The following is a 24,939-nucleotide window of genomic DNA, read 5'->3' on the forward strand; positions in this document are numbered from 1 at the left end:
CTGCGCGGTCGGGCGGGTGAACGGGGCAGTGACGGGCCCTCTGGACCAAACGCTTATGACGTCACGAGCAAGTGAGCGGACGGGTGCTGGGCGACACACCGCCGGGTCGGCGCGGCCCGGCCTCGCAGTGTCGGACAGACGGTCAGCCGACCCCTGAGGGGTGTCACCACGTCACGTGCCGAAGGTCAGTCGAGCGTGGTGGTGGAGCCCGACGGCGACCAGGCCGGCGTGTCGATCGGCGAGTAGTGCGTGTCCTTGCGATCGAGACGCACCATACGACGACCGGCGCGCTCCTGGACCACTTCGGCGTCGAGCGGAGTCTCGAACGCGTTGTCCACGACGGTGTATTCGGCGGCGAGTCGTCCCACCGGAGCGATGGCACCGAAGTCGACCCGGCCGTCCACATAGAGGTCGTCCCGGACGTAGAAGCGCACCACGTTGCCCCAGACGACGTTGTTGAGTCCGTCGGGCGAGGAGAAGATGTGCTCCACGGTGCACTCGAACGCGATGGGCGCCCCCTTGATACGCGGCGGACGAACGGCCTCGGACGGCACCTTCTCCAGCCCGACCGCGTCGAACTCGTCGACATCGGGCTCGAACTCGAAGGCGCTGCGGTTGAGCCCGTTGATCTGCGGCAGGGTGGCCATGTTGGTGACGAACTCGCCGGTGTCCCGGATGTTGACGAAGCTGTCCTTGAGCGTGGCCCCGTCCGAGCGCGGCTGAATCGACAGCGAGATCCGGGGCGGCTTGCGCCCGACGACCGTGAAGAAGGAGATGGGTGCCAGGTTGCCCACGCCTTCGGTGGACAGGGTGCTCACCCAGGCGATGGGGCGGGGGATGACGCTGCCGATGAGCAGCTTGTAGGCGGACTTCGCGTCCAGGTCGGCGGAGTCGATGATCATGTGGTGTCCCTATGGTCGGTGTGGGGGGAGAATTGCGGCTCAGCGGCCCTTGAAGGGGAGGACGGGGCGGGGGCGGCCCTCCGCGAGGGCCTTGGCGGCGGAGGCCAGGCCGTCCTTGACGTCCTCGGTCTCGTAGAGCGGCACGGCGAGGTCGAACAGGTGCTGGTCGGCGGCGGGGATGCCGCCCGTGGCCCAGGAGCGCAGCAGCGCCTTGTGCACGACGTGTGCCCGGGTGGGGCCTTCGGCGATCTTTTGGGCGAAGGCCTCGGCCTCGGCGCGGAGTTCGTCGTCCGGGACGACGCGGTTGATGACGCCGACCTGGGCCATGACCGTGGCGGGTACCTGCTCGGAGGTCAGTGCCCATTCGTAGGCGCGGGCCCGGCCGGCCCGTTCGGCGACACGGTGGATCCCGCCGAGGAGGGTGACGATGCCGAGCGACTGCTCGGGATGGCCGAAGCGGGCGCTCTCTCCGGCGAAGATGATGTCGGCGCGCAGCGCGAGCTCGAACCCGCCGCCGAAGCACAGTCCCTGGACCGCGGCCACGACCGGGATGGGGAGCTGTTCGAACCGGTTGATCACGCTCAGGATGTGGTCGAAGTCGGCTCGCAGGCTGGTGCGGTCGGCGTCGAGCCAGGGCCGGAAGTCGCCGCCGTAACTGAAGTCAGGTCCCTCGGCCCGCAGCACGACGGCGCGGGCCCGGCTGCGCGTGATGGCGTCGACGGCTTGGCTGAGTTCCTGGGTGAACTCGGGTGCGAAGCGGTTCTGTGGGGGGTTGTCGATGACGATCGTGGCGACATCGCCGTCGATGGAGTGGGTGAGAACGGACATGGGACTTCCTTGGCTCGGGACAGTGCGGGCGGGCTCGCCGTCGGTCGGGTGAGTGCTCGCGGAACCAGTCCGGGGCGGACTGTGCGGATGGGAACTGCGTGCTGTACGGGCCGAGTGCCCGCCGCGATGAGCGTCGGCCGCTTGGGGTCCAGGGCTCGTTCGTGGGCCGCCGGCGCGAGGTCGGTGGGGGTGAGGTGGTCGTCCGGGACTCGCGGACCGCTCCGCCCTAGCCGTGGGTCATGGTGGCGACCGGGTGTGAGGTGCGCGGCGACCGCTTCAGGGCGCTCCAGGTGCTGCCGGCGGTCTGCCCCGCCCGCGACGACAGCCCGTACGTCGGGAAGCGCGACCGTACGGCAGCGCCGCCCAGTCCCTCGGCGGCAGGGAGAGCCTCCTGGAGCTCTGGGGCCGGACGAGTTTCATGAACGACACCCTTCGTGTGGCTGCGTTGCCCATCAAGATGAAAGGACCTTACGCCTTTAGCTACTTTCACTTCAAGGGGGCGGCGGTGCCGTACCCTGAGTCAGTGGCCAAACGGTCACGGTCACGTCGGTAGAGCCGAACGGCCAGCGAAGGCGAGGCAGGGGCATGGTGTGGTCCGCGTCCACGCGGTACGAGGTCGATCCGGCGCCGCTCGGACTGGCGCTCGTGCACGACCTGCTCAACACCATCCCCGCCGGCCGGCCCCGGGCGGCGGATCTCCTGGACGGCCTCGGTGACGCGCAGGCCTGGGTCGATCAGGCGCTGGCCTGCTGGGCGCAGGAGAGGGGGCAGGCTGCCGCACAGGTGCATCTCACCGAGAGCGATCTAGAGGAACTGCGCGGCCTGCGTGCAGAGTTGCGGCGGCTTCTCGCCTCACGAAACGACGGCGGCGCGGACGCCGACGACCAGACCGTCGCGCCCACCGTTCATGTCGCGGCGGCGGCCGTGCGGATGGACCGCAACGGACGGGCTGTCCTGGAGCCTCGCGGCCAGGGCTGGCGGTATGTGGCCGCCCTGGTGCTCCTCGAGGTGTTCCAGGCTCAGCAGGCGGACACCTGGCGCCGACTCAAGATCTGCCGCAATACGCGCTGCACAACGGCGTTCTTCGACCGCTCCCGCAACAACAGCGGTGTATGGCACTCCACCAAGACCTGCGGCAACCCCGAGAACCTGCGTGCCCACCGGGCCCGGCAGCGGGTCCGTACCACCGGGTTGTAGAAGTCCTCCCGGGTCGGTCGCCCGGCCGGGCCTCCAGCGAAATCGGCATGGTGATTCTGCTCCTTTCGATGTGAGCACGGATTTCTCTTGTGTTGAAATAAGCGAAAGTCATACGGTTGTTGCCTCCTGGGGAGGGCTCCGGCGAAAGGCCGGCCCGCGACGCCGCGACAGCGGCCTGGAGGTTGAACGCATGGCACCCGAGACGCAGCGACCGCCGACGCATCCGTCCGGCAAGGAGTCGACGACAGAGGGATTCGCCGCAGGTGACGGTATCCGCCGTCGGACGATTCAGGCAGGCGGACTGGACGTACCGATCCTGGAGGCAGGGAGCGGGCCGCTCGTCCTGTGCCTCCACGGTTTCCCCGACCATGCCGGCTCCTGGGCGGGGATGCTCGACCGCCTCGCGAAGGACGGCTACTGGGCGGTCGCTCCCGCGCAGCGCGGATACTGGCCGGACGGCGCGGCGCCCGACGGCTCCTATCGCGCGTCGGCGACCGGGCAGGACGTCCTGCATCTGGTCGAGGCGCTGGGGCGTGATCGGGCGGATCTCGTCGGTCACGACCTCGGCGCCCGGGCGGCGTACGCGGCGGCCGGCCTCGACGCGACACGCGTGCGCAAGCTGGTCGGCATGGCGGTTCCGTACGGGCCGCAACTGCGAACCGCCTGGCTCACCGACGGGGACCAGCAGCGACGCAGCTGGTACATGTTCTTCTTCCAGACGGCCCTGGCCGAGCCGGCCGTCGCGCTCGATGACTTCGCCTTCATCGACCGGCTCTGGCGGGAGTGGTCACCCGGCTACGAGCTGCCGGAGGCGGAACGTGCCGCGCTCAAGGAAACCCTCCGTGCGCCGGGAGTCCTGACCGAGATCCTCGGCTACTACCGCCAGCTGTTCTCACCCCCCGCCGATGAGGCGTCGCGAGCCCTGGAGGCCCGGGCGAGCGGTGCCATCACCGTCCCGTCGCTCTACCTCCACGGGGCCGACGACAACTGCTTCTCCGTGGAGGTGAGCGACGGCATGGACGCCGTGTTCAAGAACGGCCTCGAACGCGTCGTCGTACCCCGCGCCGGGCACTTCCTCCACCTTGAGCAGCCCAGGACGGTCGCCGATCACATCCTGAGCTTTCTGAACAACTGAGCCATCACTCATGCTTCTCTGGCCGAACATGCCCGGCTGATGGACCGCGCCCGCCAGCGCCAGTCGACTTCACGGGCCGCTGACCTGGCGGGCGTGCGCGTCACTCGTCCCATGCTCGCCACCGTGCCCCTGGTGTCCGAAGGCGCGCAGAAGGAAGCGCAGCATGCGGTCGGCGGTCTGCTCCGCGGTGGCGGCGTCGACCTGGCTCGGCGGCAGGGGAGTGAGGAAGAACCTGCTCATCATGGGACCGATCACCAGATCGCCGAGCAGCTCGGCGTGCTCCACCGGTGGGATCTCACCCCGGTCCACGGCGCGTTGCGTCATCTCCTCCATGCGTTGGCGCACGGGCTCCATGAAGGCGTTCGTGAGGGCCTCGGCCAGGGAGGGGCTGTACGCGGCCTCCCCGATCAGGGTGCGCAGCACCCCTCCCTCGCTGCCGGTCAGCGAAGCTGCCTTGTCCCGGAGCAGGGCACGCAGGTCACCTTCGAGGGTGCCGGTGTCCGGCTGCGCCGTGAGTTCCTTGGCGTACGCGGCGGCGGCGTCGACGACCATGACCTCCTTGGACGGCCACCGCCGGTAGAGAGTCGCGGTGGACACTCCGGCCCGGGCCGCGACGGCTGCGGTGGTGAGCCCGCTGTAACCGCTCTCGGTCAGAACGGCCAGAGTCGCGTCCAGCAGCGCACGGTCGAGAGAGGCATCGCGGGGGCGTCCCCGACGGGCCTGGGCCCCGGTCATCGGGCGGCTCCCGAAGAGATCCGGCGGGCCGCGTGGGTGACGGAGCGGACCGGATGGTCGGGCTGCCGTACGGAACGTCGAGTAAGGGTGCGGTAGGTCACACGACCAGTGTACAAGCAAACGAAACGAAAGCTTTTCGTTTCGTATATGCTTCTGGGTATGAAGACCAACGCACTCACCGGCGGTCAGCCGGACATCGCCCCTGCGGCGGACACCGTCGCGCGACTGCGTGCCACGTTCAACACCGGCCGCACCAAGCCCGTCGCCTGGCGCAAGCAGCAACTGCAGGCGCTGAGGCGGCTGCTGACGGAGCATGAGGACACGTTCGCTCAGGCGCTGCACACCGACCTCGGCAAGAGCGCGACCGAGTCCCACATGGCGGAGATCGGCTTCCTCGTCAGGGAGATCGACCACACCCTGCGTCATCTCGACCGGTGGCTGCGTCCGAAGAGGGCCTCCGTGCCCCTGTCGCTGATGCCGTCCCGGGCCTGGACCGTGCGTGAGCCGCTGGGCGTCGTGCTGGTCATCGCCCCCTGGAACTACCCGGTCAACCTGGCGCTCGCGCCGGTCATCGGCGCCCTGGCCGCCGGCAACGCCGTCATCCTCAAGCCCAGCGAGGTCGCCCCCGCGACCTCGGCCGTGCTCGCCCACTGGCTGCCCCGGGTCCTGGACCCGCAGGCCGTGGCTGTCGTCGAGGGAGGCGTGGAGGAGACGACCGCCCTGCTGGAACAGCGCTTCGACCACATCTTCTACACCGGCAACGGCGCGGTCGGGCGCATCGTCATGACCGCCGCGGCCCGCCATCTCACCCCGGTCACCCTGGAGTTGGGCGGCAAGAGCCCCGCCGTCGTCGAACCCGGCACCGACCTCGCCACGGCCGCCCGCCGCATCGCCCTGGGCAAGTTCATGAACGCGGGCCAGACCTGCGTCGCACCCGACTACGTGCTGGCGATAGGTGAGGCGGGCGCCGAGATAGAGGCGCACCTGACGCAGGCGGTCCACGAGATGTACGGCACCGATCCGGCCCGCAGCAACGACTACGGCCGTATCGTCAACGAGCGCCACTTCGACCGACTGGCCGCGCTGCTGAACGACGGCCGGACCGTCGTCGGCGGCGACCACGACCGCGACACCCGTTACATCGCCCCGACCGTGCTCGCCGACGTCGACCCCGACTCCCCGGTGATGCGCGACGAGATCTTCGGCCCCATCCTGCCCATCGTCCGGGTCCCCGACCTGGACGCGGCGATCGCCTTCATCACCGAACGGGACAAGCCGCTGGCCCTGTACGCCTTCACCGCCTCCAAGCGCTCCAAGCGGCGCCTGACCGCGGAGACCTCCTCCGGCGGCCTGGTCTTCGGCCTCTCGCTCCTCCAACTCGGCGCGCTCGACCTGCCCTTCGGCGGCGTCGGCGAGAGCGGCATGGGCCGCTACCACGGCTCGTACTCCCTGGACACCTTCAGCCACATCAAGGCCGTCCTCGACAAGCCACTCAAGCCCGACACACTGGGCGTGGCCACTCCGCCCTACACCCGCGGCAAGGACCGCATCCTGCGACGCATCACGTGAGCCGGACCAGCGAGCAAGAGCGTGTCAACAACGCCAGGCCTCGGCGACGTGCTCCAAGAGCACGATGACCCGCCGGGCTCCGTGGACGAGGTCCATGGCGCCGCCCATGCCCTTGACCAGCTTGCCGGGGATGGCCCAGTTGGCCAAGTCGCCGTTCTGCGCGACCTGGTTCGTGGGCGTGGCGCTCATGGGCCGCTTCGAGGACCGCTGGTCGCGCGTCAGGCAGGGGTGAACACGCTCGCGTCGTGGTGAATCGGGCCGTCCGTACCGGTCAGCGGCATGCCGCTGCCGCCGCGCCGGTCGGCGACGATTTCCGCCGCGATGGCCAGGGCGGTCTCTTCCGGTGTCCGGGCGCCCAGGTCCAGGCCGATCGGCGAGCGTAGGCGGGCCAGTTGGAGCTCGGTGACTCCGGCCGCACGCAGGTGTCGTGTGCGGTCCTCGTGGGTGCGGCGTGAACCCATCGCGCCGACGTAGGCGACCGGTAGCCGCAGCGCGATCCGGAGCAGGGGTACGTCGAACTTGGCGTCGTGGGTCAGCACGCACAGCACGGTTCGGCCGTCGACGTCGGCGGTCTCCAGGAAGCGGTGGGGCCAGTCGACGACGACCTCGTCCGCCTCCGGGAACCGGGTGGCTGTGGCAAACACGGGGCGGGCGTCGCAGACCGTGACGCGGTAGCCGAGGAACTTGCCGATCCGCACCAGCGCGCCGGCGAAGTCGATCGCCCCGAAGACGATCATGCGGGGAGGTGGAACGCTCGATTCGACGAGCAACGTGACTGGGCCCTCGCAGTGCGAGCCACCCTCGGCGATGGTCATGGTGCCGGTCCGGCCTGCGTCAAGCATGGCGCGGGCCGCGGCGGCCGCGGCGGCGTCCAGCGCAGGGCGGCCGCCGAGGGAGCCCTCGTGGGAACCATCAGGCCGTACGAGAAGGGGCCGCGCTGTCAGCTCGCCGGACCCGTCGACGATGCGGGCCAGCGCCACCGGCGCGCCGGCCGAGGCCTCGGCCAGCGCCGCCGCGACAACGTCGGCGTCCGCCGTCCCGGCACGTACCCGGGTGACCAGGATGTCGATGATGCCGCCACAGGTCAGGCCGACGGCGAAGGCGTCCGCATCGCTGTATCCGAAGCGTTCGAGGACCGGCGCGCCGTCCCGGAGTGCCTGCAGACACAACTCGTACACGGCGCCCTCGACACATCCGCCGGAGACGGAACCGATGACCGTGCCGTCGCTGGCGACGGCGAGGGTGGCGCCGGCCGGGCGCGGTGCGCTGCCGGTGACGGCCACCACCGTGGCGACGGCGAAATCGCGCCCGCGAGCGGCCCAGTCGCTGAGCTCTTGGGCGATGTCCAACATGTCGTCTCCTGAACAGGACAGTGCGATCAGGCCTGTTGGCCGACGTGGTGAGCCAAGAGGGGCGTTGTCGAAAGCTCTCGGCTGAGCACCGCGTCAGAGAGCTGCCGGTCGGCCGGGAAGCGGCATGGTCGCGGCGTCCCGATTCCGTCGTCCGGCTCGAGGCCGCGGGTCTCGTTCGAGGCGACGACGGCAGTGGTGCGGCGCTCGAGCCGGACGGTGGAGCAAGGCTGCGCCGGTCACAGCACCTTGTCCAAGGTGATCGGTAGGTCCCGTACGCGCCGACCGGTGGCGTGGAAGACGGCGTTCGCGATCGCTGCCGCCACCCCGGTCGTGCCGACCTCGCCCAGCCCGATGATTCCCAGGGGCATCGTCCTGTCCGGTTCGTCGAGCCAGTCGACGTCGATCGGGGGGATGTCGGCGTGGACGGGAACGTAGTAGGAGTCGAGTCCGGCGCTCATGGTGCGCCCGTTGCGGGGATCGATCAGGCTCTGCTCCGACAGCGCCATGCCGATGCCCATGACCACGGCCCCGCGAAGCTGGCTGGCGGCGGTCTTGGGGTTGATGATGTGGCCGACGTCGAACATGCCGAGCCAGCGCGAGATCCGCAGTTCGCCGGTGTCGGCGTTCACCCGCACCTCACAGAACTGCGCGCCGCGGGCGGCCTTGGACCGGCGCTGGTCCTTCAGGAAGGTGGACAGGAAGCGCCCCTGACTCCGCAGCTCGCCCAGCCGGGTCGCCGACCCTACCGAGGCCTCGAGGAACGGGGTGCCCGCCGCGCGCAGGGCGGCCGCCGGTTCCTGACCAGTCGTGCCCGTACGCCGGGCCAGCGCAGTGATCTTGCGGGTCAGCTCGGCGCACGCGGCGAGGACGCTGGTGGCCACGGTCGCCGTCTGGTTGGAGTTGCCTGCCATCGGACCGGACGGCAGGGCCGAGTCTCCGTACTCGACCCGGACCTTCTCGTAGTCGATGCCGAGCGCGTCCGCGGCGATCTGTGCCTGGACGGTCGCGGCGCCCATGCCCATCTCGTGGAAACCGCACTGCACGAGCGCGCTGCCGTCGTCGCTCAGCCGTACCTTGACGTCGGCGACCAGGCGCAGGACCGGGTGGAAGGCGGCGGCCGTGCCCATCCCGACGAGCCACTCGCCGTCCCGCATGGAGCGGGGTTCGGGGTCGCGGTCCGCCCAGCCGAAGCGTTCGGCACCCCTCTCGAAGGCTTCCCGCTGCATGCGCTGGGAGAACTTCTTGCCCTTGGTCGGGTCGGTCTCGGGTTCGTTGCGCATCCGTAGGGCGATCGGGTCCATGGACAGCTCGTAGGCGAGTTCGTCCATGGCTGATTCCAGCGCGAAGGTGCCGATCGCCTCGCCGGGGGCGCGCAGCCAGGTGTTCGGCATCAGATCCATTACGGCGTGGTCCTGCCGGGTCAGCATGTTCTGGGCGCCGTAGAGGTGCCGCGCCGGTGAGCCGGTCGGCTCGAACTGGCCCCCGGTCGAGCCGATGCGGGTGATGCTGTCCTGGATCAGCGAGGTGAGCCGGCCGTCGCGGGTCGCGCCGAGCGCGATGCGGTTGGTCGAGGCGGTACGCCCGCCGGTGGCGCGGTTGACGGCCGTGCGGGTCAGCGCCAGGCGCACGGGCCGCCCGACGGCCTTGGCCGCCATCGCCGCGATGACCGTGCCGGGCCAGACGGCGAACTTCCCGCCGAAGCCGCCTCCCAGGAACTCGGCATGGACGCGGACGTGGGACGCCGGCACACCGAACCGCCAGGCCAGGTAGCGGCGGCTCTGGGTGATGGACTGGGTGGTGTCGTGCACGGTGAGATGGTCACCGTCCCAGACGGCGACCGTCGCGTGCGGCTCGATCGCGTTGTGCTGCAGGCCTGGCGTGGTGTAGCGCAGGTCGACCGAGACTTCCGCGGCGGCCAGCGCTGCCTCGGCGTCACCCTTCTTCGCCACCCCGGCGAAGGTGAGGTCGCCCTTGGCCGGGGTGGCGTCGTTCTGCTCGGTGGCGAAGTCCACCCGCGCGGGCAGCCTGTCGTAGGTCGCTTCGACGAGTGGGGCGGCCTCGTTCGCGGCGGCCGAGGTCGTGGCGATCACCACGGCGATCGGCTGGCCGTCCCAGAAGACCTGGTCGGTGTTGAGATAGTCGACGTCGGTTCCCGAGACGTCGGGTCCCAGGTCCCGCACGATGTTGGGTTTCCGAGGTGGTTTGATCCTCGGCGCGTTGAGGTGGGTGAGAACCGCCACGACGCCGGGGACCGCGGCCGCGGCGGCCGTGTCGATGTGGGTGATCGTGCCGCGGGCGATGGTGGCATGCACCAGCGTGGCGTATGTGAGATCCGGGTAGCGGTGCTCTGCGGAGAACCGCGCCGTGCCGGTCGCCTTCGCTCGGCCGTCCCGGCGGTCGACGGGGTGGCCGACCGCACCACCGACGGGCACGGACGCGTCCGTGCCGGGGGCGATGTGGGTCTTGGCGGGGGTGGTCACGATGCGCTCCGATCCGTGGTGAGTTTGCGGAGCACGGCCACGACCGTCCGCTGGGCCAGGTCGATCTTGAACGCGTTCCCGGACAGCGGTAGAGCGGGGGCGAGTTCGGCGGCGGCGGCCCGGGCGAAGCTCTCGTCGGTCGCTTCGGCGCCGAGCAGCAGCTCTTCCGCGATCCGTGCCCGCCACGGCTTGGTGGCGACGCCGCCGAGCGCCAGTCGGATCTCCGCGATGCGGCCGTCGGCGGCGACCTGGAGCGCGGCGGCGACCGAGACGAGGGCGAAGGCGTACGACGCCCGGTCACGTACCTTGCGGTAGTGCGACCGGGCGGCGATCGGGAGCGGCGGAAGCACGATCGCGGTGATGAGCTCGTCGGGTGCGAGCTCGGACTCCAGGTGCGGTGTCGTGCCCGGTAGGCGGTGGAACTCGGTCAGCGCGATGCGCCGGGCGCCGCGGCTGCTGCGGACCTCCACGACGGCGTCGATCGCGGCCAGCGCCACGGCCATGTCCGAGGGATGGGTGGCGACGCAGTCGTCGCTCGTGCCGAGCACCGCGTTGCCACGGTTGAAGCCCTCGCGGGCCGAGCAGCCGGCGCCGGGCTCACGTTTGTTGCATGCCGAGGCCTCGTCGTAGAAGTAGAGGCAGCGGGTGCGCTGCAGGAGGTTTCCGCCGACCGTGGCCATGTTGCGGATCTGTCCGGTGGCCCCCAGCAGGATGGCCTGGGAGAGGAACGGATAGCGACTGCGCACGACCGGGTGGGCGGCCAGGGCGCTGTTGCGTACGAGGGCACCGATCCGCAGCCCTCCGTCGGGGAGTTCCTCGATGCCGTCGAGCGGCAGCCGGGTGATGTCGATGAGCGTCTCGGGCGCCTCGATGCCTTCACGCATGAGGTCGACGAGGTTGGTGCCGCCGCCGAGGAACTTGGCGCCGGGTTCGGCGGTGATGCGCTGCAGGGCGGCGTCGACGTCCTGGGCGCTGAGGTAGCTGAATGTCTTCATGACGCGACTTCCTGGATTGCCTCGGCGATGCCGTTGTAGGCCCCGCAGCGGCACAGGTTGCCGCTCATCCGCTCGCGTATCTCCGCGGGCGTCAGTGTTTCGGCGGTGAGCCCCTCGGTGACAGCGCTCGGTGCGCCGGCGGCGTATTCGCTCATCATCCCGACCGCCGAGCAGATCTGGCCCGGTGTGCAGTATCCGCACTGCAGGCCGTCGTGGCGGACGAAGGCTTCTTGCAGTGGATGGCTGACGCCCTCGATCGTGGTGATCTCTTTTCCTTCGTACTGCACCGCCAGCGCCAGGCAGGAGACGATGCGCGCACCGTCGACCAGCAGCGTGCAGGCGCCGCAGGCTCCCTGGTCACAGCCCTTCTTGGTGCCGGTGAGCCACAGGTGCTCACGGAGCACGTCGAGCAGGCTGACCTGCGGCGCGACGTCCGCGATGTGGTCTTCGCCGTTGATCCGCAGTCGCAGCTCGGGCAATGGGGTCACGTCCTTGGAGGTGAGGATCGATGGCCGACAGCGGGGGGCGCCAGCCCTTGGGTGCCGTTGCGACGCAGGGTCTACGAAGCGGCCACGCCAGTGCTTGACGATTAAAGGAACCAGCAGTTCCTTTGTCAATCCCGTGGCTTCCGTGACTCCGGCGGTGTGTCAGTCTTGGAGCCATGTCGACGGAAGAGTCCGCCAACTCGAAACGGCAACGACCAGCAGGTGTCAGTCCGGGCCGGCCGCCGCAGGCCGCGCTCGCGGCGCGCATGCGCCACCTCATGTCGGTCGCCTGCGACGAGTTCGTCACACAGGGGTTCTCCGAGGCCAGGATCTCGCGCATCGCACAGGACGCCGGGGTGTCGAAGAAGACCATCTACGCCCGTTTCCCGACCAAGGACGCACTGCTCGTCGCCGTGGTCGAGGACCTCGCCGCGCGGACATGCACGGCCATGCTGGACGCCAAGACGACCATGACCGGCGAACCCGAGGAAGTGCTGACCAGGTTCGCGATGCATATAGCCCGCGACTGGATGACCCCACGCGGAGTGGCCATCTACCGGCTCGTCATCGGCGAGGTCGATCGCCTCCCTCAGCTCGCGGAGATCCCCAAGACAGCGATGGGGGTGATGCGCTCGACGCTCGAGACATACCTACGCGGGCAGGTCAGGGCCGGCAGGCTGGCGATTCCCGACCCCGAGGTCGCGTGCGGCCAGTTCAGGATGCTCACCTACGGCGAACTCGGCGAGCGCATGCTGCTCGGCGAGACGATCACCGAAGAGGAGATCGCGGCGACGATCGAGCGCGCGGTGAAGCTGTTCCTCGACGGCTACGCGGTCGAAAAGCGTGGCGCCGGCGAGGGAGAGCGGAAGTCCTGATCAGCCTCCGTCGAGCCGACAGCCGGGCGGTGGCTGAGACCCCGCCCGCGCCACCATCTCTGGCGCCGGCACGTCACCCGGATCAAGATGCTCAAGCACAAGATGTTCGGCCGGGCCGGCTTCCAGCTACTGCGAAAGTGAGTCCTGCTCGCAGGTTGCTCTCTTGCGCCGCGCGGTAGATCACGGGCGACACGAGAGAGGAGCCCGCATGGACTCCCGCATCCCGCGGCTGCGACGCAAGCCGGCACGCACCCCCTGCACGCCCCACCGAAGCCATTCCTTCGGCGAAGAACGACGCTGGTCTCCGACGCGGGTCGGATGAAGTACCCCAGTTACTGGGATTCGTCGCGTGATGTCGCGTGCCCCAGCCCAGAGCCGCGGCGATGCCTGGGGCAAAGGCGGCTTCGCTCGAAGATCACTTCTTGCCGGGCCTTCCACGATGCACGCAGCTCAGACGCGGCGCACGTTGAGCCCATGACCCAACGCGCGCTGAAGTGGACGGAATTGGTGCCGTATACCGTTGTCTCGTTACCCGTCGTTCGTGGAGGCCACCTGTGTCAGATGAGTCAGTGGAGACCATGCTCACCCACATTTCGCCAGACGGGGTCGCCTCAGGGAACGGCTATAGCCATGTGGTTGTGGGCGAAGGCCGACTGGTCGTCATCTCCGGGCAGGTCGCACTGGACGAACAGGGAAATGTGGTCGGGAAAGGCGACGCGGCTACCCAGGCCCGTCAGGTCTTCGAGAACCTGCGGCGCTGCCTGGCGGCAGGCGGCGCAACGTTCGCCGACGTCGCCAAGTTCACCTACTACGTCACCGACGTCGCCATACTGCCGGAGGTACGGGCGGCCCGCGACGCGCACATCGACACCGCGCGTCCGCCTGCCAGCACCGCAGTGCAGGTGGCCGCCCTGTACCGGCCGGAGCTCATGCTGGAGGTGGAAGCCCTCGCCATAATCCCTTGCTGACCCGGTGAGGCTGTGGCCGGGCGGTTGGACGGGTTACCACCGCAGGTCAGGGATGGTAACGGGCGACATCAAGCGAAGAATCTCAGGAGAGTCGACGCACTGCCGACGTTCCAGCCCGGCCGGCCCCTGTCGCACGGGGCGGCCGCACGGTTGAGGCAGTGGCCACGCCGCCCCGGCGGGCGGGCGTGCGCCACCCTCGCGGCCACTCCGCGCGCACCCGTCCGCCGTGCCCGTTCAGTGGCTCTGCCCGCGGAAGCGTTCGGGCCGGATGCCGGACTTGCCGGGGGCGATGACGCCGCGCGGGTCGAGGGCGTCCTTGACGCGCTCGTGGAACTTCAGCAGGGCGCCGTCGCCCCAGTTGTCGCGGATCAGGAGCCTGGTCAGGTCGAGGGTCTCCTGACGGGAATTCGGGTCGTGGGTGTCGTAGAGGAAGAGGCCGATGTGGTGCATCTCCCGCAGGCCGATGGTGAACTGCGCGGCGTAGTCGGTGCCCCACTCGTCGGTGCGCCGGCGAACCATCCGAACCGCCGGTCCAGGAAATCGCGTTCGATCCTGAGCCCGAAGGTCCGGCACGGCCGGTCCCATCCCTGCAACGCGTGCGCCCGGTCCGCGCGGTACACCGCCGCCCGCAGCGGCGAGGCCACCATCCGGTCCTCGCCCGACCAGGTCAGCACGCTGCCGGTGCAGGCCACGTTGACCTGGTAGGCGGACTCCGGCGCGGTCGCCTCGACCCGGACCTCGGTGTCGTAGGACAGCCACCCCACGGTGAGCGATCCGACACGGACCGCCTCGAGCCGCAGAGCGAAGCGGCTCCGGTCGCCGAGAACGTCGAGATCATGCGCGTGATACAGATCCGTGCCCACGGACCGCGCCTCATCGATGTCGGTGACACACTGCTCGGCCGCCGCCGTGGCGTACGGCTTTTTATTAGGCCTGCCCGGCGTCAGCCCGAGGTCACGCTCGCGGGTCGGTCAGCACCTTGTTGGCCAGACCCGAAAAGGATTACGCGTGCCCCGGCGGCACGACCGTCGTCCTGCGGTAGGTGGCGGGGCTGGTCCCGAAGCGGGACTTGAACGCCCGGGAGAAGTGGGAAGCGTCCTTGAACCCGACGCGCAGCGCGATGCCGCTGATGCTCTGCGCGTCGTGTCCGGCCCCCGACAGCATCGCGCGGGCGCGGTCGAGTCTCAGGGCGTAGAGCCATGCGCGCGGTGTGGTGTCGGCCTCGCGGAACAGCGCATGCAGATAACGCAGTGAAAAGCCCAGATCATGGCTGGCGGCCAGCAGCGTCAGGCCGGGGTCGTGGAGCCGGTCGGCGAGGTGGGCTTTGGCCCGGCGAAGATCACGTCGATGAACGGCCGCACTCGCTCTCCCTGAGACGTCCGAGCCCAGAGCGTCACACGCGGTGGCCAGGAGATCGAGAAGGTTCCTCATGAAGGACGCGGCCGTCGCCTCACCGAGGTCATGGCCCTGTTCGGCCAGGGCGCGCAGGACGGGACTGACGAAGGCGCCCGTGCCGCGCGCGGTCCGGAACGGCACGGCGGTGACGTGCTCGGCGACGGCGCAGCGGGAGGTGAGCATCGCGCGGGGTATCTGAAGGACCACCGAGCGGAACGGGCGATCGAAGCGGAACACGTAGGGGTGGGCACTGTCCACGAGAGCGAAGTCGCCCGATCCCACCTCGGCGGCGTGGTCGCCTTGCTGGAGCCTGGCCGATCCCTCGGTGAGCAGCGTCAGGAAGAAGTCCTCTCCCGCCGCCCTCCTGACCAGGTCAGGCGTACGAGCGGCCTCATGCGGATCCGCCCGCATGGTGCTGACCAGCAGCCCGCCCGTCACCTGGGCGACAGCGGATGCGGCGAAGCTGTGCTTGCCTGGGACGGGGACCGTGTCGGGCAGTGCGGCCGTGCGCATGGCGACGAACGCCGTACGGGTCACCTCGTTCCAGTAGTCCCACGGGTCATGGTCCAGGCCGAGCGTGGTGAAACGCCGCTCGGCGTCCGCACCGGCGTCGTCGCTGCGCTGTGGTGCCGGAAACGGCGCGCTCCCAGTCATGTCATGGATTCCCAGGTTTCCTTAGCGTGACCGCACGGCTCAGAGGATGCCACGCAGGGAGTGGCGCGAAAAGGGCCGTTCAGAGAGGAGTGACCGATGATCACCAATATCTTCTCGGAGCAGCGGAACGGGCTTCGTTTTGATGTGTTCGCGGGTTCGGAGGCGGCTCTGTCGCCGAACTGCGTCCTCATCAGCGGAGAGCACGACGCGATCCTGATCGACGTGCAGTTCGTCATCGACGAGGCACGCGAACTCGCCGACCGCGTTCGTGACAGCGGTAAGCAGCTCAAGGCGGCCTTCATCACCCACGCGCACCCGGACCACTACGGCGGCATGGGCGAGATCGCCTCCGCCTTCCCCGACGCCCGGATCCTGGCCCGGCAGGGCGTCATCGACGGGATCCTGGAGTGGCCGGCCAAGCGCCTGCACTGGCAGGAAGCATACGGAGACCAGATCCCGGACGAGATGCCGGTGCCCGAGCCGCTGACCGGGGACAGCTATTCCCTGGAGGGGCACGCAGTGGTGTTCGTGGACCTCCCGGTGGCCGAGACGGTGCACGCGACCGCCTTCCACGTGCCCGACGCGCAAGCCGTGATCGCCGGGGACCTGCTCAACCACCACTCTCACTGCTACATGGCGGACACCAACAACCCCGCGTCCTGGCTCACCGCCCTGGACCAGGTCCAGGCGCTCGGGGAACACCGGATCGTGGTCCCGGGCCATGGCCCGGTGGGCGGGGAAGAGGTGTTCGACGACACCCGTGCCTGGCTGGAGGACTACCAGGAGGTGGCCAGGCCACGGGTACCCGTCGCCGACATCGCCCGCGAAATGAGCCGCCGACACCCCGACCGTGCCCTGCCCATGCTGCTCTGGCTCACCCGAGGCCCCTCGTTCGGACTCGTCGGACCCAAGGAACTCGGAGTGCCGCCGGAGGTGCTCGGAGGCTGAGGCCGAGGCACCCCACCTTGCAGCCCCTCGCCTTGCACAGCAGTGGCGTGAGCGGCTACGCAGGCGGCGACGCACGTTGAGAGGCGCGGAATGCCAGGGGGGTCTGGCCGGTGTGGCGCTGGAAGAACTTGCCGAAGTGGGTGGCGCTGGTGAAGCCGAGGTGGGCTGCGATGGTGGAGGCGGGCTCTGTGCCGTGGGCGAGGAGTCGCTTGGCTTCCAGGACGAGGCGCTGGTCGAGGTAGTCCTTGGCGCTGAGGCCCGCCGCGGCCTGGGTGGCGCGGGTGAGGGTGCGGGTGGAGTAGCCGAGTTCGCGGGCGTAGTCGTCGATGCGATGGGTGCGGGAGAAACCTCGTTCGACAGCGTCGCGAAAGCGCAGGAAGGGCTCGGGGACGGATTCCGCGGCCTGGTCGTGCTGCCGCAGGTGGGCCAGGCGCAGCAGCACGACGTCGAGCAGGCGGTGCAACAGGGCGGTGTGCACCGGCAGCGGATGGCGGTCCCACTGGGAAAAGTCCGCGGCCAGTTGCTCGGCCGCGGCTGCCAGTACGGGGGCCTCCGAAGGATCGGGGCTGTACAAGGGCATCGGGGCGGAGCCGGTGCCGAGTCCGGCCAGTTCTGCGGTCTCGGGGGCGACGAACTCCTCCTGGAAGAAGATCAGGACGGCCTCGGCCTGCTCAGGGTTCTGCCACTGGTGCACCTGGCCGGGCCTGATCCACAGCCAGGAACCAGGCGGCAGTACGTATCCGGTGAAGTCGACGCGGTGGCGCAAGGTGCCGGCGGTGACCAGCATCAGGGTATGGAAGTCCTGCCGGTGCGGGGTGGCGATGTGCCAGGGCCAGTCACGGATGCGGTCGCGGAAGTCGGCCAGGGTCATGACCTCGATGCCCGCCGGGGTTCCGGCCGGAGGCTGGAAAGCCACCTTCGGCAGGCCCGTCTCCCGTCGACCGGGTTTCTGCCCCGCTTGTCGCCTGTGGACCATCACGAGACCGCAGCGTACCTCGCACGACCTCCGGTTCCGTCCCAGTATGGAGTTGTTCCAGGGGCGCGGGCCCGTGGGGATGGAAAAGCCGGCCGTGTCCGTTGCGGCCGATGGTCGGTCGTGAGCCGGCCATCAGCGATCCGCCCTCCCCGCGTCCCCTCATCACCACTCATCCGCAGTCCGACAGGAGCACAGTCATGCACGGCACCCTCACGGTCATCGACAAGGGCCAGGTCCGCATCCACAGCTACGTCTCGCCCGAGGACGGCCTGGGCGTCACCACCCAGCTGATCGAGACGCCGTCGCGGATCATCGCCGTCGACGCGCAGTTCGTCCTGGCCTACGCCGACGAGGTCGTCGCCTACGCCAAGAGCCTGGGCAAGCCGCTCGACCGCCTCGTCATCAGCCACGCGCATCCGGACCACTACCAGGGCGCGGCCCGCTTCGGCGTCCCCGTGCACGCGCTGCCGGAGACCACCGCGGAGATCGTCGCCATGGGCGCCAAGACGGACCTGCCCACCGGCGCCGCGATCCCGCTCGCCGACATGACTCCGACCGTGGAGATCATCCCGGGCACCGAGGTCGTCGACGGCATCCCGTTCGTGTTCGAGAAGGTCACCGGCGGCGAGATCCACACCACCCTCGTGATCAAGCTGCCCGAGCAGGGTGTCCTGGTCGCTCAGGACGTCGTCTACAACCACACCCACCTGTGGTTCCTGGACAAGGACTTCGACGGCTGGCAGGCCAACATCGACCGCTTCGCAGCCGAGACCGAGTACGACACCATCCTGCCCGGCCACGGCGAGCCGACCACCCCCGCCGTCTGGGCCGAGCTCACCGACTACGTCAACTCCGGCCGGGAACTGCTCGGTGACGACGGCGACGCCTACAAGAAGGCCATCACCGAGCGCTACCCCGCCTACCAGGGCGCAGCTCTCATCGACGTCGCCAACGCCTACATGTTCGGCCCCAAGAGCTGAAGTCCGCTCCGACCTTCCAGCACAGCGCCCACATCCCTGTAGAGAGAACATCGTGACTTCCCGCATGTCCGGCCGGCGCACGGCCACCCGTCGCATCCTCCTCGCCACGGTCGCCACGTCCGCCCTGCTGGGCGCCGCGACCGTGCCCGCCTTCGCCTCGTCGCCCGTCAGCGCGGGTCACGCCTTCGGGCACGTCGACGGCGCCCGGCTCGACCACCAGAAGACCGTTGCCGTACGCGTCCTCAAGGAAGCGTTCGAGCGGGGTGACACCACGGTCGTGGACAGGTTCGTGCGGGCCGACTACATCCAGCACAACCCCCTCGCGTCCGATGGCCCCGAGGCGTTGAAGAACTTCGCTGCCGGGTTGCATCAGCAGTTCCCCGACACCAAGTACGACGTCAAGCGGGTCATCTCCGAGAACGACCTCGTCGTGGTGCACTCCAACCTCGTACTGACGCCGGGAAGTCGAGGCTCGGCCGTCATGGACATTTTCCGGTTCCAGGACGGCAAGATCGCCGAGCACTGGGACGTGCTTCAGGACGTCCCCGGCAGCAGTGTCAACGGCAACGACATGTTCTCCACCATCAGCCGGCCGCAGACCGGACAACCTGGTCCGCGCTCGCTCACCGCCTCCAACAGGAAGCTCGTCATCAAGGCATTCGACCGGCTCATCGTCGACAAGGATCTGTCCGCCCTCGACACGTACTGGAGCGCCGGGTACCACCAGCACAATCCCGGCATCGCGGATGGTGCGGCCGGTGCGCGGGAGGGGCTCGGGGCGTACTTCGGGGCGTTCCCGGAGCTGGCCGTCTCCCGCAAGCGCGTGGTCGCCGAGGGGGATCTGGTCGCCGTCCACAGTCACTACGTGAACGCGCCCGGCGAGCGCGGGCAGGCCGTCGTGGATCTGTTCCGGGTACAGGGCGGGAAGATCGTCGAGCACTGGGACGTGCTGCAGGACGTGCCGGCCACCTCCGCCAACGGCAACACGATGTTCTGAATCTGTTGAATCTGAGGGGCGTTCAACGTCCGGACGCCCCTTTGTGTTCCAGTAGGTTCCTCGCCGGGCGGCGGGATCCCGCTTCCACCACGCCGGATCACGGCCGCTGCGGCTCACGGGTGGGGCCGACGACGGAAAGCAATCCGCCAGGTCGGTGATGTAGGTCCGCAGTCGCTGGCCTCATGGGGAGCACCGGCGCCGTGCCCGCCGCGTCGGCGGCGCCTCCCATCGGCGTGCTCCTGGCCGTCGGGAGCTTTTCGGCGACAGGGACGTCACCGCCGTCGACCGGTGGGTCGCCGCCGACTACCGCCGGCACAGCTCGGCCGCGCCCGACGGCCCCGAAGGACTGCGTGGGCTGATCGGGTCACTCACCGACGACGTCCGTCACGAGGTCGCCCGGGTCAGCGCCGAGGGCGACCTGGTCGCGGTCCACGGCGTCTACTACGGCTTCGGTCCGGACCCGATGGTCGCCTTCGACCTGTTCCGTGTCGCCGACGGCAAGCTCGCCGAGCGCCGGGACATCGTCCCCGCCATCCCGGACACCCTGCCGCGCGACAACGGCCTGTTCTGGTTTTGGCGTCGACGACGGCGTAGTCCGGCGCAACAGCCAGGGCCCCAACGGAGACACGCTCACCTACGAGGCGATCGCCGGCTCGGTGCGACCGAAGACGTCGCCATCGGCACGCCGTGACGATCGGGCCAGCTGGATCTCGTGCAATAGGCAGAGGTCAAGTCCGTCAGTGGAAACGACGGCTGACGCCGGTTTAGCCGCGGGGTGTCGGCGATGCGGTCAGAGCCTGGAGAAACAGGCCGCCTCCGAGGCACTCCGCTCGCCAACCGGCTGTCCTGCGGATGCTCGCCGACCGCGTGCGTCGCGGGCGCGCCTCAGATGCCGGCGCGAGCACTCCAAACTGCACCGTCCCAAGCGCTACAGCCGCCGCCTGCGACGGGTCTTCGGCATGTCCGCGCCGGTACACACACGGCGGCGGTGAACGGGTCAGGTGGAGTGTGAACGTGGCTGCCACGTTCCGGAAGCGCTCCGCCAGGGAGAGAAGCGGCGGCGGTCACCCGCCTGGGGAGGCGGTTCCAGCACCAGCTGGAACCGCCTCCGTCTCACGAGCCGGTTGAGGCCGGGACCGGGTCGAGGTGAGTGTGGAACCACGACAGCGCGGCGCCGCTGGATTCCTCGAAGTGCACCTTGTAGGCGTCGAAGTGACCGCCGGGCAGCAGCACCAGTTCCTTCGGGGCGAGGGCTCGCTCGAAGGCGGCCAGCTGGATGTCGGCCGGGACCACCGTCTCGCCGGTCTCGACGATCATCATGAGTGGCTTGGGCGAGACCCGGCCGATCCATACGCCCGGCTCGTACAGCCGCGCGGCCCGGCTGGAGCGCAACGTCACCGTGTTGTGCTCGCGGCCCGGGGGAACCAGGTCGTGGTAGAAGCGCACGGCGTCCGGGCTGTTGTACAGGGCCGGGTCGGTTGGATCGTCGCCGATGGAGGTCTGGTAGCGCAGTTCACCGCCGGCGGCCAGGGCGCGTTCGTCGTCGGCCTGGGCGAGCTCGAAGGCGGCGATGCGGTCCGGCGGGACCTTGCGCTGCCACTGCTCGAATCCGCTGATGGTGGGCACCTGCGACACCACGGCCTTGATCCGCACGTCGGTCGCGCCGAGAACGATCGCGTGACCGCCTGAGAAGCTCGAGCCCCACACTCCGATGCGGTCCTCGTCGACCTCCGGCCGGGCCTCCAGGAAGCTGATCGCGCGGCGCCAGTCCGCGATCTGACGCCAGGGGTCGACGTCGTTGCGGGGCTCGCCGTCGCTGGCGCCGAACGTGCGGTGATCGTGGACGAGCACCACGAACCCGGCGTCGGCGAACTTGCGCGCGTACGGGTCGAGGCCCATCTCCCGGTTGGCGCCGAATCCGTGCGCCATCGTGATCGCGGGGCGGGGGCCCTCGGCGTCCGGCAGGTAGAGCCAGCCGCGCAGAGTCACGCCCCCGTCCGCCGTGAACTCCACGTCGATGCGTTCTGTCATGGTCATTCGCCTTCCGTGAACTTGAAGTACTCGGCGGGGATGAGGCCGGCCTCGATGAGGGGTCCCCCGACCTTCGCGTTGATCTGCAGCACGGCGCCGATGGGCCGGTGGTGGATGGCGATCTCGGTGATGAGCCCTTCGTCATCACGCGTGAGGATCGTGATCCCCTTCATCTCGAAGCCGCCGAACGCGGCGGCCTCCCACTCCAGATACGTCCGCGGGCCGTCCTGCGCCTTCCGGACGAACTCGAGCCGCTCGTACACGGAGCTCACCGCGGTCATGAGGGCCTCGACGTGCTCCTTGCGCTCGACCGGCTTGGCGAGCGCGCTGGCCTCCATCCGCACGTTCGGCGAGAGCGCCAGCCCGAAGGACTCCTGGGTGCGCTGCTTGAACGCACTCGTCCAGGCCTCGGCCGGACGGTCGTCGGCGGAGTTCGACGCCTCGATGACCGAGGTGATGGCGGCGGCGACCGCCGCCGGGTTCTCGACGTGCGCCCAGTGACCCGCGCCGGCGATCGTCTGCGTGGCGGCGCCGGGGAAGCGGGGCGCGACATACGCGGAGACGATCTCTTCCGTGACGAAGGGGTCGTTCTCGCCGCGCAGGACGGTGACGCTCCCGTGGAACTTGCTGGGCTGCTGTCCGTCCGGGTGGCCGTTGTTCCATGCCGTCGCCGTGTCGGAGATCGTCGACGGGTCGACGCGCAGCGTCACTTGGGCGAGCCGGTCGTTCTCCTCGGCGGGGAACGCGGTGGCGAGCGCACTGCGGAAGGCGCGTTGCGCGTCGAGTCCGAGATCCGGTGCCTGGAAGGGGGCGATCTGCTCCGGGGGCAGGTGGGTGCCCGCCAGCGGGATCGGGTTGACCAGGACGAGCGAGCGCACCTGATCGGCCAGGCGGGCGGCGACGAGCTCGGCGATCTGACTTCCCATGCTGTGGCCGACGAGCACGACGGGGCCCTCCGTCGCGCGCACGACGGACTCGAGGTCGTCGGCCCAGCGGGCGAGCGTGAACGGCCCCTGATCTGAAGCGCGCGCACCCATGCCGGCGAGCTCGAACGCGATCGAGGGGATCGACTGCTCGTCGAGGACGGTGCGGACGCTGTTCCAGATGGGGCCGTCGTCCAGGTATCCGTGGACGAGCACCGCGGTCGGTGCGTGCGTCGCTGGGCTGTTCATCTCGTGTCTCCTTTGACGATCGCTCTCTTGCGGCGACGAACCGAAAGTCAGCGGCTCTCGAGATTCTCGGCCGACGCGAGCGCTATGACGTAAGCATAGGGTCTATGCTTACGTCAATGTCATCGCTCGGTGAGTGGCGGAATGAGGGCTGGTCCTTCCGGCTCACTCCGCGTTCCGGCCCAGAGCGGAAGCGACCACCCGAGAATCCGAGGAGTCCACCCATGACGTCGAACGCCTTGACCTACGCCGTGCACGTCGAGGACGGCATGCCGACCACCAACGCCGACGTGCCGCCCGATCAGGGGGAGCGTCGCTGGTCACCGACGTCGAGCGTCCTGATCTCGAACGGGGGAGAGTCGCTGCTGGTGGATCCGCTCTTCACGGTCGCGCAGTCAAAGGACCTGCTGCGTTGGCTCGGTGAGCGTGACGCCCCTGTGGCGAGCGTGTACGTCACGCACGGCCACGGCGACCACTGGTTCGGTCTCGGAGCCGTTCTGGAGCAGTACCCCGGCGCGCGCGCCTTCGCGCTGCCCGAGGTCGTCGAGGACATGGCCCACCAGTCCTCGCCCGAGGTTCTCAAGGCGGTCTGGCGTGCATGGTTCCCCGGCCAGCTCCCTGAGCACCTGGTGCTCGCCGAACCGCTCGCGGAGGAGGTCCTGACGGTGGGCGGGGCGGAGGTCCGTCCGGTCCGCCTGGGGCACACCGACTGCGACAACACGACCTGCCTGCATGTTCCCGACCTGGGGCTGGTCGTCGCGGGCGACGTGATCTACAACAACGTGCACCTCATGCTCGCCCAATCGGACGCGGACGGGCGAGCCGAGTGGCTGAGGGCTCTCGACACGGTCGAGGCGCTGGGGCCGACCGCGATCGTCGCGGGGCACAAGGATCCGGCTGCCGATGACGATCCGCGTCACATCGAGGAGACCCGACGCTACATCCTCGATTTCAACAGCGGGGTGCGTCGCACCGGCAGCACCCTCGAACTCTACGAGTACATGCTGGAGCGTCACCCGTCCCGCATCAATCCCGGTGCGCTGTGGGGCTCCTGCCGGGCAGCCAAAGGCTGAGTAGTCGGAGCGACGGTCGGTCGGCCTGCGGCGCGCTACGCGCTCGCGGCCGCCCGACGGGCCCGCGAGGCCCGAAGGTTCACGGCGTTACCGCAGATGCGCACGTCATGCCAGGCGCCGTTGTTGGGGTTCGTGCCATCGTAGAACGCAACCGAGCAGACCCGGTTACGGCACATCTTCAAACGACGCCACGTCCCCGTCAGTTGGGCGTTCGTGATCTCGTTGAGCACGGCCGCGACGACCCACGGGACGTCCTTGCCGCGCGGCGCCACCGAGAAGACACCATCGGCGTCGATCCGCACCTCGAGCGCGCCGCTCACCCCCTTCGGCGCGGATCGGGTCGGAGTGTCGCGCACCGCACCCGACACGGTCATCTGCAGCGACGCGCGCAGCTGTTGAAGCCGCACCAGCCCCGGTTCATCGACTTCGATCGCCGGCGCCTCCGCCCCCGTACGTCGACTCCATTCGTCCAGCGCGCCGGCGAGCCAAGACGTCGCGGAATCCGGCGTCGAAAGCAGGTCCTGAAGCGCGGGCTTGCCGGCGGCGCGGGTGTTCAAGACCTCCTGGACGAGGATGAGCGGTCCGGTGGCGAGGCGGTCGGTGTAGCGCTCGCTCGCGAGTTCAGACATAGGCATAGCTTATTAGCTCCAGTCTTCATTGGCGAGGAGAACGGGATCGCCGCCGAGAAGGACCCTAACGGCGACGCCGTGCGTTCGACGCGCTGGCGAGTGCGCGGCACAGTGCGGTGACCGTAAGAGCGGGGGCGCTGCACTTCACGCTCAGAGGCTATGCCTACGTCAGATGGCGCCGATCGTCGCGCACTGTCACCACGCGGGCCGACCATGTGAAATCGCTTGAGACGTCGCGCGATGCCCGAAACGCGTGGCGGCACGCGGCGAGCGCGGTGCCGGGAAGCGCCGACGGCGGCCACCCGGGCACCGAATTGGTCATCCCGCACCGTCGGCAGCGCGGCCAGACCGAACTCCCGGACTGGAAAGAGGGCCACAGTAGGTCCCACAAGCACGACCGCGCCCGGGTCGAGCACGTCTGCGCCCGCATGCTCCAAAATGAAAAGGGCGAGATCTGGCGTCCAGCCATCGCCAAGGTCAAGTTCCCCAAGGGTGCCGGGCCCCACGCCCCACGGCATGCCTACGCATCTCTGCCAGTAGCCGCAGGGGAGTCCGTTAAGGTCGTG

At 69.3% G+C, this 24,939-nt stretch carries 22 protein-coding genes and 4 pseudogenes; 11 read left to right on the forward strand and 15 right to left on the reverse strand.

Features of this window, described 5'->3' with window-relative positions:
* Positions 1-185: 185 nt before the first annotated feature.
* Positions 186-902, reverse strand: a complete 717-nt coding sequence (locus L3078_RS36900) for a flavin reductase family protein (RefSeq protein WP_239758303.1) — start codon at positions 900-902, stop codon at positions 186-188.
* Positions 903-941: 39 nt separating this feature from the next.
* A complete protein-coding gene (locus L3078_RS36905) occupies positions 942-1,730 on the reverse strand; it encodes an enoyl-CoA hydratase/isomerase family protein (protein WP_239758305.1) in 789 nt (262 codons plus the stop codon).
* A 585-nt stretch (positions 1,731-2,315) separates the two neighbouring features.
* Here L3078_RS36905 and L3078_RS36910 point away from each other — a divergent pair.
* Both L3078_RS36910 and L3078_RS36915 read left to right on the forward strand, forming a co-directional pair.
* On the forward strand, positions 2,316-2,927 hold the full coding sequence (locus tag L3078_RS36910) for a CGNR zinc finger domain-containing protein (RefSeq protein WP_239758307.1): 612 nt from the start codon (positions 2,316-2,318) through the stop codon (positions 2,925-2,927).
* Between the two features lie 190 nt (positions 2,928-3,117).
* Positions 3,118-4,062 (forward strand): alpha/beta fold hydrolase, encoded by a 945-nt coding sequence (locus tag L3078_RS36915; RefSeq protein WP_239758309.1) that lies wholly within the window; start codon positions 3,118-3,120, stop codon positions 4,060-4,062.
* A 69-nt stretch (positions 4,063-4,131) separates the two neighbouring features.
* On the opposite strand, the gene L3078_RS36920 is transcribed toward L3078_RS36915, so the two are convergent.
* Positions 4,132-4,797: a TetR/AcrR family transcriptional regulator gene (locus tag L3078_RS36920; RefSeq protein ID WP_239758311.1), complete on the reverse strand. Its 666-nt coding sequence runs from the start codon at positions 4,795-4,797 to the stop codon at positions 4,132-4,134.
* 159 nt (positions 4,798-4,956) lie between these two features.
* On the opposite strand from L3078_RS36920, the gene L3078_RS36925 reads away from it, so the two are divergent.
* Positions 4,957-6,366, forward strand: a complete 1,410-nt coding sequence (locus tag L3078_RS36925; RefSeq protein ID WP_239758312.1) for an aldehyde dehydrogenase family protein — start codon at positions 4,957-4,959, stop codon at positions 6,364-6,366.
* Between the two features lie 42 nt (positions 6,367-6,408).
* Here the strand turns inward: L3078_RS36925 and L3078_RS36930 are convergent.
* The 5 genes and pseudogenes from L3078_RS36930 to L3078_RS36950 all read right to left on the reverse strand — a co-directional run.
* Positions 6,409-6,534 (reverse strand): annotated as a pseudogene (locus L3078_RS36930) (CoA-transferase); the annotation flags it as partial.
* Between the two features lie 50 nt (positions 6,535-6,584).
* Positions 6,585-7,718, reverse strand: coding sequence for an XdhC family protein (locus L3078_RS36935; RefSeq protein WP_239758314.1), 1,134 nt, complete (start codon positions 7,716-7,718; stop codon positions 6,585-6,587).
* A 236-nt stretch (positions 7,719-7,954) separates the two neighbouring features.
* A complete protein-coding gene (locus L3078_RS36940) occupies positions 7,955-10,198 on the reverse strand; it encodes a xanthine dehydrogenase family protein molybdopterin-binding subunit (protein ID WP_239758316.1) in 2,244 nt (747 codons plus the stop codon).
* A complete protein-coding gene (locus tag L3078_RS36945; RefSeq protein WP_239758318.1) occupies positions 10,195-11,193 on the reverse strand; it encodes an FAD binding domain-containing protein in 999 nt (332 codons plus the stop codon). The genes L3078_RS36940 and L3078_RS36945 overlap by 4 nt, the downstream gene beginning before the upstream one ends.
* Entirely contained in the window at positions 11,190-11,672 is a 483-nt protein-coding gene (locus L3078_RS36950; RefSeq protein ID WP_391803270.1) for a 2Fe-2S iron-sulfur cluster-binding protein, read from the reverse strand. Before L3078_RS36950 ends, L3078_RS36945 begins: the two co-directional genes overlap by 4 nt.
* Positions 11,673-11,854: 182 nt before the next feature.
* On the opposite strand from L3078_RS36950, the gene L3078_RS36955 reads away from it, so the two are divergent.
* Positions 11,855-12,553, forward strand: coding sequence for a TetR/AcrR family transcriptional regulator (locus L3078_RS36955; RefSeq protein WP_239758320.1), 699 nt, complete (start codon positions 11,855-11,857; stop codon positions 12,551-12,553).
* A gap of 578 nt (positions 12,554-13,131) precedes the next feature.
* Positions 13,132-13,521, forward strand: a complete 390-nt coding sequence (locus tag L3078_RS36965) for a RidA family protein (protein ID WP_239760615.1) — start codon at positions 13,132-13,134, stop codon at positions 13,519-13,521.
* Between the two features lie 234 nt (positions 13,522-13,755).
* Here L3078_RS36965 and L3078_RS36970 read toward each other — a convergent pair whose 3' ends face one another.
* The 3 genes and pseudogenes from L3078_RS36970 to L3078_RS36975 form a co-directional block, all read right to left on the reverse strand.
* Positions 13,756-14,040: a hypothetical protein gene (locus L3078_RS36970; RefSeq protein ID WP_239758322.1), complete on the reverse strand. Its 285-nt coding sequence runs from the start codon at positions 14,038-14,040 to the stop codon at positions 13,756-13,758.
* Between the two features lie 14 nt (positions 14,041-14,054).
* Positions 14,055-14,384: pseudogene (locus L3078_RS45015) on the reverse strand (AraC-like ligand-binding domain-containing protein); the annotation flags it as partial.
* Between the two features lie 139 nt (positions 14,385-14,523).
* Positions 14,524-15,570: a helix-turn-helix domain-containing protein gene (locus tag L3078_RS36975; protein ID WP_239758323.1), complete on the reverse strand. Its 1,047-nt coding sequence runs from the start codon at positions 15,568-15,570 to the stop codon at positions 14,524-14,526.
* Between the two features lie 96 nt (positions 15,571-15,666).
* Here L3078_RS36975 and L3078_RS36980 point away from each other — a divergent pair, with 96 nt between their 5' ends.
* A complete protein-coding gene (locus L3078_RS36980) occupies positions 15,667-16,518 on the forward strand; it encodes an MBL fold metallo-hydrolase (RefSeq protein WP_239758325.1) in 852 nt (283 codons plus the stop codon).
* A gap of 55 nt (positions 16,519-16,573) precedes the next feature.
* On the opposite strand, the gene L3078_RS36985 is transcribed toward L3078_RS36980, so the two are convergent.
* Entirely contained in the window at positions 16,574-17,434 is an 861-nt protein-coding gene (locus L3078_RS36985) for a helix-turn-helix domain-containing protein (protein ID WP_239758327.1), read from the reverse strand.
* 257 nt (positions 17,435-17,691) lie between these two features.
* Here L3078_RS36985 and L3078_RS36990 point away from each other — a divergent pair, with 257 nt between their 5' ends.
* From L3078_RS36990 to L3078_RS37000, 3 genes and pseudogenes are all read left to right on the forward strand, one after another.
* Positions 17,692-18,474, forward strand: coding sequence for an MBL fold metallo-hydrolase (locus tag L3078_RS36990; protein WP_239758329.1), 783 nt, complete (start codon positions 17,692-17,694; stop codon positions 18,472-18,474).
* A gap of 64 nt (positions 18,475-18,538) precedes the next feature.
* Positions 18,539-19,471 carry a nuclear transport factor 2 family protein gene (locus tag L3078_RS36995; RefSeq protein WP_239760616.1) on the forward strand — a complete coding sequence of 311 codons (933 nt, stop codon included), beginning with the start codon at positions 18,539-18,541 and terminating at the stop codon, positions 19,469-19,471.
* 310 nt (positions 19,472-19,781) lie between these two features.
* Positions 19,782-20,162: pseudogene (locus L3078_RS37000) on the forward strand (nuclear transport factor 2 family protein); the annotation flags it as partial.
* Positions 20,163-20,584: 422 nt separating this feature from the next.
* Here the strand turns inward: L3078_RS37000 and L3078_RS37005 are convergent.
* Together L3078_RS37005 and L3078_RS37010 are read right to left on the reverse strand one after the other, a co-directional pair.
* Positions 20,585-21,502: an alpha/beta hydrolase gene (locus tag L3078_RS37005; RefSeq protein WP_239758331.1), complete on the reverse strand. Its 918-nt coding sequence runs from the start codon at positions 21,500-21,502 to the stop codon at positions 20,585-20,587.
* Positions 21,503-21,504: 2 nt separating this feature from the next.
* The gene (locus L3078_RS37010) at positions 21,505-22,674 is read right to left on the reverse strand and encodes an alpha/beta fold hydrolase (protein WP_239758332.1); all 1,170 of its coding nucleotides are present in this window, start codon (positions 22,672-22,674) and stop codon (positions 21,505-21,507) included.
* 221 nt (positions 22,675-22,895) lie between these two features.
* Here L3078_RS37010 and L3078_RS37015 point away from each other — a divergent pair, with 221 nt between their 5' ends.
* Entirely contained in the window at positions 22,896-23,744 is an 849-nt protein-coding gene (locus tag L3078_RS37015; protein ID WP_239758334.1) for an MBL fold metallo-hydrolase, read from the forward strand.
* A gap of 35 nt (positions 23,745-23,779) precedes the next feature.
* Here the strand turns inward: L3078_RS37015 and L3078_RS37020 are convergent, their stop codons facing one another.
* A complete protein-coding gene (locus tag L3078_RS37020; RefSeq protein WP_239758336.1) occupies positions 23,780-24,373 on the reverse strand; it encodes a CGNR zinc finger domain-containing protein in 594 nt (197 codons plus the stop codon).
* A gap of 287 nt (positions 24,374-24,660) precedes the next feature.
* On the opposite strand from L3078_RS37020, the pseudogene L3078_RS37025 reads away from it, so the two are divergent.
* Positions 24,661-24,804, forward strand: a pseudogene (locus tag L3078_RS37025) (IS5/IS1182 family transposase); the annotation flags it as partial.
* Positions 24,805-24,939 lie beyond the last annotated feature (135 nt).

The organism is Streptomyces deccanensis (assembly GCF_022385335.1).
GTDB lineage: Bacteria > Actinomycetota > Actinomycetes > Streptomycetales > Streptomycetaceae > Streptomyces > Streptomyces deccanensis.